General features: G+C 71.6%; 7 protein-coding genes. 6 read left to right on the top strand and 1 reads right to left on the bottom strand.

Annotated elements, in window-relative coordinates:
* Window positions 1-170: 170 nt before the first annotated feature.
* Together AB0M47_RS41560 and AB0M47_RS41555 are read left to right on the top strand one after the other, a co-directional pair.
* Window positions 171-611, top strand: coding sequence for a hypothetical protein (locus AB0M47_RS41560; protein ID WP_363424230.1), 441 nt, complete (start codon window positions 171-173; stop codon window positions 609-611).
* A complete protein-coding gene (locus AB0M47_RS41555) occupies window positions 608-1,465 on the top strand; it encodes an MFS transporter permease (RefSeq protein WP_363424229.1) in 858 nt (285 codons plus the stop codon). The genes AB0M47_RS41560 and AB0M47_RS41555 overlap by 4 nt, the downstream gene beginning before the upstream one ends.
* 228 nt (window positions 1,466-1,693) lie before the next feature.
* Here the strand turns inward: AB0M47_RS41555 and AB0M47_RS41550 are convergent, their stop codons facing one another.
* A complete protein-coding gene (locus tag AB0M47_RS41550; protein ID WP_363424226.1) occupies window positions 1,694-3,868 on the bottom strand; it encodes an elongation factor G-like protein EF-G2 in 2,175 nt (724 codons plus the stop codon).
* A gap of 140 nt (window positions 3,869-4,008) precedes the next feature.
* On the opposite strand from AB0M47_RS41550, the gene pgsA reads away from it, so the two are divergent.
* The 4 genes from pgsA to AB0M47_RS41530 are packed head-to-tail and all read left to right on the top strand — an operon-like array spanning window position 4,009 to window position 7,204.
* Window positions 4,009-4,653, top strand: coding sequence for a phosphatidylinositol phosphate synthase (gene pgsA / locus AB0M47_RS41545; protein ID WP_363424223.1), 645 nt, complete (start codon window positions 4,009-4,011; stop codon window positions 4,651-4,653).
* Window positions 4,650-5,522, top strand: coding sequence for a phosphatidylinositol mannoside acyltransferase (locus AB0M47_RS41540; RefSeq protein WP_363424221.1), 873 nt, complete (start codon window positions 4,650-4,652; stop codon window positions 5,520-5,522). Before pgsA ends, AB0M47_RS41540 begins: the two co-directional genes overlap by 4 nt.
* A 27-nt stretch (window positions 5,523-5,549) precedes the next feature.
* Window positions 5,550-6,695 (top strand): glycosyltransferase family 4 protein, encoded by a 1,146-nt coding sequence (locus AB0M47_RS41535; protein ID WP_363424218.1) that lies wholly within the window; start codon window positions 5,550-5,552, stop codon window positions 6,693-6,695.
* Window positions 6,696-6,721: 26 nt separating this feature from the next.
* Window positions 6,722-7,204: a hypothetical protein gene (locus tag AB0M47_RS41530; RefSeq protein ID WP_363424215.1), complete on the top strand. Its 483-nt coding sequence runs from the start codon at window positions 6,722-6,724 to the stop codon at window positions 7,202-7,204.
* The last annotated feature ends 93 nt before the right edge of the window (window positions 7,205-7,297 follow it).

Here is a 7,297-nt window from a genome sequence, read left to right as displayed (position 1 = left end):
CGACCCTGGTCTCCGACCTCACCGCCACACGATGATCAACAAGTACGGCGGTGAGGCGAACACACCTCACAGCCAATTACGCATCAGGTCGTAAGGTGTCGGCGATCCGGTAACGCAGTCCATGCCGGGACAGCGGCCGGTGTGGCGGACCGGCTACGCTTCGGTCCGCCATGGACACGCTTTCCCGTAATGCCCGCACGACAAGAGTGGTGATCACCGCCGTCGTCTGCGCTCTGCTGCTGGGCGGAACCTTATGGGGTTCCGACGACGACTTCCCGTTCGGTCCCTTCCGGATGTACGCCGGGGTCAACCCGCCGAACGAGCCCGCACCCGATCCCCGGATCGAAGGCGTCACCGCCGACGGGACCGTGATCCTCCTCAACGAGAAGCGCACCGGGCTGCGCCGCGCCGAGGTGGAGGCGTCGCAGGACGCGTACGCCGCCGATCCGTCCCTGCTCCGGCAGGTGCTGGAGGCGTACGAGAAGCGCAATCCGCAGGCCGCGCCGCTGGTCGAGGTCCGCTACGTGAACCGGATGCACGAGATCCACTCCGGGCGGCCCACTGGCAAGTGGACCGACGACGTGCTGGCCGATTGGCGGGTCGCCCGATGAACTGGCTGTTCGCCCCGGTCCCCAAGGCCCGCGTCGCGCTCTTCCGCACGATCGTCTACCTGTTCGCCGCCGCCGACCTGGTGATCTTCACCCCGTGGGTACGCGGCCACGCCCACGCCAGCGCCGAGTCGTACCAGCCGTTGCTGGTCGCCCGGCTGCTGCACCTGCCGCGGCCGACCGCCCTGATCGTGTGGATCATCTTCTGGACGCTGCTGGTGACGGCGTTGGCCGCCGCGACCGGCCGCTATCCGCGGCTGCTGGGCTGGACCGTGTTCGGGCTCTACTTCGCCTGGATGCTGGTGGCGATGAGCTACGGGAAGGTCGACCACGACCGGTACGCGTACCTCGTGGCCCTCGCGGTGCTGCCCACGTGTGGTCCCGCGCGCTTCGGCGACCGTACGCCATCCGAGCGCGCCGGGTGGGCCTTCCGCATGGTGCAGCTGGGCGTGGTGGCGACCTACTTCCTCGCCTCCTGGGCGAAGCTGCGATACGGCGGTCCGGAGTGGATGACCGGGTCGGTGCTGGCCCGCGCGATCCTGCGCCGGGGAACCGGCCTGGCCGACCTGATCGCACCGATCCCAGGCCTGCTCATCGGGGCGCAGATCGGCATCATGATGTTCGAGCTGTTGAGCCCGCTCGTCTTCGTGGTGCCCGAGAAGTGGCGGCTGCGGGTCGTCGGCTTCTTCTACTCGTTCCACGTCGTGACGATCGCCACGATCACGATCTCGTTCGCCCCGCACCTGGTGGCGATGCTGAGCTTCCTGCCACTGGAGCGCGCCTACGACTGGCTCCGCCGCAAGGTCCGGCGGGACAAGCCCGCGGAGCCGGTCGCGGAACCCGCCCTGACCGGCTGATCCCGGACCCTCCGTCGCCGCTCCGCTCCCGCCGCTCCCGCCGCTCGGCGCCGCTCCCGCCGCTCGGCGCCGCGCCTCGCTGCCTCGCTGCGTCGCGTTGATCATGGAGTTTCCGGTGACGACACACCGTCGAGACCACAGTTAACTCCATGATCAACGCGCACAGGGCGGGGGTGGGGGGCGAGCGGAGCGAGCGAACGGGGGCGGGGGGCGAGCGGAGCGGGCGGGTTAGCGGGTGGCGTGTTCCTTGCGGGCGGCGTCGGCCAGGTGTGACGGCATCGGCTCGAACCGGGCGAACGACCGGCGGAAGCTACCCGCGCCGGAGGTCATCGCCCGCAGCTCGATGGCGTACCGGACGAGTTCGGTCGCGGGGACTTCGGCGTGGACGACCGTCTTCCCGTCGTGCTCGGGGTCGGCGTCGCTGCCCAGGACCCGGCCGCGGCGGCCGGACAGGTCGCTCATGACCGCCCCCACGTACGTGTCGGGCACCCGGATCTCGACGTCGTCGACCGGTTCCAGCAGCGAGATCTGGGCCTTCTCGGCGGCGTCCTTCAACGCGAGCGACCCGGCGGTCTGGAAGGCGGCGTCGGAGGAGTCGACGCTGTGCGCCTTGCCGTCGACCAGGGTCACCCGGACGTCGATGACCGGATATCCGGCGACGAGTCCCTTCTCGACCTGGGCGCGTACGCCCTTCTCCACGCTCGGGATGTAGTTGTGCGGCACGGCGCCGCCGACGACTCGTTCGGCGAACTCGATGCCGGTTCCTCGCGGCAGCGGCTCGACGACGATGTCGCAGACCGCGTACTGTCCGTGCCCGCCGGACTGCTTCACGTGCCGGCCGTGGCCCTGGGACTCCGAGATGAACGCCTCCCGCAGGGCGACCCGGACCGGTTCGGTGGTCAGCTCGACGCCGCCCGCCTTCAGGCGTTCGAGGACGACGTCGGCGTGCGCCTCGCCCATGCACCACAGGACGAGCTGATGAGTCTCCGGGTTGCGCTCCAGGCGCAGCGTCGGGTCCCCGGCGGCCAGTCGCCCGAGGTTCTTGGCCAGCGCGTCCTCGTCGGAGCGGGTCTTCGGCACGACCGCGACGGGCAGCAGCGGCTCCGGCATCTCCCACGCCTCCACCAGCAGCGGGTGGTCCTTGGCGGAGATGGTGTCCCCGGTCTCGGCCGAGGTCGACTTGGTGATCGCGCAGATGTCGCCGGCGACGGCGTACGGCACCTCGCGGAGGGTGGCGCCGAGCGGCGAGTAGATGTGCGCGATGCGCTCGTCGGTGTCGTGGTCGGCGTGGCCGCGCTCGGCCAGCCCGTGGCCGGAGACGTGCACGGCGGTCTCCGGGCGCAGCGTGCCGGAGAAGACCCGCACCAGCGACACCCGCCCCACGTACGCGTCGATCGTCGTCTTGACCACCTCGGCCACCAGCGGACCGGCCGGGTCGCAGGTCAGCGGAGCCTGGGGCGAGCCGTCGACGGCGGTGACCGCGGGCAGCGGGTGCTCCAGCGGCGTCGGGAACGCGCTGGTCAGCAGCTCCAGCAGGGCGTCCAGGCCCACGCCGGTGGGGGAGTTGACCGGCACGACGGGGTAGAAGTGGCCGCGCGCGACCGCCTTCTCCAGGTCGTCGACCAGGGTCTGGATCTCGATCTCCCCGCCGCCGAGGTAGCGGTCCATGAGGGTCTCGTCCTCGCTCTCGGCGATGATCCCCTCGATCAGCTCGTTGCGCGCCTCCTCGATGGCCGGCAGGTGCTCGGGATCGGGGTCGCGGACGGCCGGCGGGAAGCCCTCGGTGTAGTCGAACACGCGCTGCGTGAGCAGCCCGATCAGGCCGACCACGCTCTCGCCGTCGTCGCCGTGCATGGGCAGGTACAGGGGCATGACGCCCTCACCGAAGACGCGATCGCACAGCGCGACCACCTCGTCGAAGTCGGAGCGGGGGTGATCCAGCCGGGTCACGGCGACCGCACGCGGCATGCCGACGGCGGCGCACTCCTCCCACAGCGCGACGGTCGCGGCGTCCATGCCGTCGACGGCGCTCACCACGAAGAGGGCGGCGTCGGCCGCGCGCAGGCCCGCGCGCAGCTCGCCCACGAAGTCGGCGTACCCGGGAGTGTCGAGGAGGTTGATCTTCACGCCGTTGTAGAGCATCGGCGCGCAGCCGAGCGCGACGGAGCGCTGCTGGCGTACGGCGGCGGGGTCGTTGTCGGTCACCGTGGTGCCGTCGGTGACGGAGCCTTCCCGGGAGATCGTGCCGGTCCCGGCGAGCAGCGCCTCGACCAGCGTCGTCTTGCCCGAGCCGGAATGTCCGACGAGCACCACGTTGCGTACGTTGTCGGGCGAATCCACCGCCGGCACGGCGCCGGCGACCCCCTTCTCCCCGCCTTTGGCGGGCGCAGCCTTCTGGGCCATCGCTACCTCCTCTAATCATTGGAGTCAAGCCGTAGTTCGGCTGTGGTTCACGTCACATACCTGAATCCCACACCCCTGGCGGCGACTTAACAACCCCGACACACAGATCCGCCAGTGCCTCCGATTATCTTTAGACCGCTATGGCGAAGATCCTCAGTGTCACCGTCAAGAGCGCCACCGTGCGACTCTTCGATCCACTTACTCGCGCTTTGTTGCGCGTCGGCGTGACGGCCAACGTCGTCACGGTCATCGGCACGCTCGGCGTCGGTGTGGGCGCCATCGGCTTCGCGACCCGGGGTCACCTGGTCGCGGCGGTCGTGATCGTCACGCTCAGCGCGCTGACCGACGTGATCGACGGCGCGATGGCGCGAGCCCAGCGCAAGACCGGCAAGTTCGGGGCGCTCCTCGACTCCACGATGGATCGAGTCGCCGACGGGATGGTCTTCGCCTCGCTGGCGTACCTCTACCGCGACGAGACTCCGACGCTGGTCGCGGTGCTCATCTGCCTGGTCGCCGGACAGGTCGTCTCCTACGTCAAGGCCCGCGCGGAAGGCCTCGGCCTCGACGCCAACGTCGGCCTGGTCGAGCGGGCCGAGCGGCTGATCAGCATCGGCGTGGGCGGGCTACTCACCGCGGCCGGCGTCGGCTGGGGCCTGCCCGCCGCGCTCTGGCTGCTCGCGGCCGGCTCGATCTTCACCATCGGCCAGCGGATGGTCCAGGCCGCCCGCTCCGACCGGCGTCAGGTCGCCGAGCAGCAGGCAGCCGGGCAGCAGGAGGCCGCGTGAACCGGGACAAGCTCGTCGAGTTGGGCTTCGCGGCCGGCTGGCGGGTCGTGCGGGCCTTGCCCAAGCCGGTCGCCACCGCGGTCTTCCGGGCCGGCGCCGATCGCGCGGCCCGTCGTCAAGGTCCAGGGGTACGCCGTCTCGAAGGCAATCTCGAGCAGGTCCTCGGCGGGCCGGTGCCCCCGGAGCTGCTCCGCGACGCCGTACGCTCCTATGCCCGCTACTGGATGGAGGCGTTCCGGCTGCCGTCGCTGTCCCGCCAGCAGCTGCGCGACGGGTTCGCCCTGGAGAACTGGGAGATGCTGCGGGAGGCCCGCGAGCGGGGGACCGGGGCGGTCGTCGCCCTGCCGCACGCCGGAAACTGGGACGCCGCCGGAGCCTGGGTCACCGCGATGGGCATGCCCCTGACGACGGTCGCCGAGCGGTTGCAGCTCGAGGCCGTCTATCAGCGCTTCCTGGCGTACCGGGAGCGGCTGGGGATGCGGATCATCCCGAATCAGGGCGGCTCGGCGTCGCCGACCGATCTGCTGATCGAGGCATTGAAGGACAACCACATCGTGCCGCTGCTGGCCGACCGGGACCTGTCGCGGCGCGGCATCGACGTCCGCTTCTTCGGGGGCAAGGCCCGGATGCCGGCCGGTCCGGCGCTGCTGGCGCTGCGTACCGGTGCTCCGCTGTTCGTCGCGAGCCTCTGGTACGAGCCCGAGCGCCCGGTCGGACGGCTCGTCGGCCCCCTCGAACCGCCGACGGAGGGTACTTTGACCGAGCGGGTGCGAGCGCTGACTCAGACGGTCGCCGACGAACTGGCCAAGGGGATCGCCCAGCACCCCGCCGACTGGCACATGCTGCAGAAGCTCTGGCTGGCCGAATAACCGCGGGCGCGGAAGAAGGGGAGGGGCATGCGGATCGGGATCGTCTGCCCGTACTCGCTGGATGTGCCCGGTGGCGTGCAGTTCCACATCCGCGACCTGGCCGAGACGCTGCTCGGCCTCGGGCACGAGGTGAGCGTGCTCGCGCCGGCCGACGAGGACGCCGAGCTGCCGCCGTACGTGGTGGCCGCCGGACGGGCCGTCGCCGTGCCCTACAACGGCTCGGTGGCGCGGCTGGCGTTCGGGCCGATCTCGTTGGCCCGCGTACGCAAATGGCTGGCCAACGGACGGTTCGACGTGCTCCACGTGCACGAGCCGATCACGCCGAGCCTGTCGATGCTGGCGGTGCTCGCCGCGGACGGGCCGGTCGTGGCGACCTTCCACACCGCGATGACGCGGTCGAAGATGATGGCCGCCGCCCAGGTCGCCCTGCAGGTGGTGCTGGAGCGGATCACCGGCCGGATCGTGGTCAGCGACCTCGCCCGCCGGGTGCAGGTCGAACACCTCGGCGGCGGTGGTGTGGAGATCCCGAACGGGGTGGCGGTCGCCAAGTTCGCCACCGCCGACCCGCTGCCCGGCTGGCCCGGCGAGGGCGGCGCGATCGGCTTCCTCGGCCGGTTCACCGAGCCCCGCAAGGGCTTCGGGCTGCTGTCCGAGGCGTTCGCCCGGATCGCCCCTGGTCGCCCGGGGCTGCGGCTCCTGCTGGCCGGTCCGAGCGACCTCGACGAGATCGAGCTGCCCGGAATCGTCCGGGAACGGCTCACCTTCCTGGGCAAGGTGTCCGAGCCGGACAAGGCCCGGATGCTGCGCAGCGTGGACCTCTACGTCGCGCCGAACACGGGCGGCGAGTCCTTCGGCATGATCCTCACCGAGGCGATGGCGGCCGGGGCTCCCGTGATCGCCAGTGACCTCGACGCCTTTCGCCGGGTGCTCGACGGTGGCCGGGCCGGGGCGTTGTTCGCTAACGGTGACGTAGGCGCCCTTGCGCGTACAATATCGGAGCTTTTGGACGATCCGGAAGGCCGCGCCGACCTGTCGGCCCGAGCCACCGCGGTGGTGGGGGAGTTCGACTGGCCGGTGGTCGCGCGGCGCGTGCTGGAGGTGTACCAGACCGCGATCGACGCGAGCCCGGGCAAGGTCGTGCCCGGCGCGGACGAGTCGTTGGCCGCCGGGTGATCCTGCGGGGGTGAGCGACCACTACCATGCTCGACGTGGCGTGGGTGGTGGGAGTCGTGGCGGTGGTCGTCCTGGTGGGCACCTACGTCACCTGGCTCGCGGCGCGGCTCGACCGGCTGCACCTGCGCGCGGGCTCGGCGCGGCGGGCGCTGGACGCCCAACTGGTACGCCGCGCGGCGGCCGCGGCGGTGCTCGCCGAGCAGGCCGACACGCCGCAGGACGAGCTGTACCTGGCCGCGCGCGCCGCCCTGGACGCCCCGAACGGCGAGCGGGAAGCCGCTGAGAACGACCTGACCCGGCGACTCCGCGAACTCGACGTGGCCGCCGCCAAAGCCGACCCGGCCCTGGTCGAGGCGGTCGACGCGGCGGGACGGCGGCTGGCCCTGGCGCGGCAGGTGCACACCGACTCAGTACGCGACGCGCTGTCGCTGCGCGAACACCGCATGGCGCGGATGCTGGGGCTGGCCCGGCGCCACGAGCGCCCGTCATACTTCGACATCGACGTCTAACCCCCCCCCCCCCCCCCCCCCCCCCCCCCCCCCCCCCGCCCCCCCCCCCCCCCCCCCCCCCCCCCCCCCCCCCCCCCCCCCCCCCCCCCCCCC

The sequence above is a fragment of the Hamadaea sp. NPDC051192 genome (genome assembly GCF_040682475.1).
GTDB classification, from domain to species: Bacteria; Actinomycetota; Actinomycetes; order Mycobacteriales; family Micromonosporaceae; genus Hamadaea; species Hamadaea flava.
Note: the sequence above shows the minus strand (reverse complement) of the source record. Positions and strands in the feature narration are given on the sequence as shown.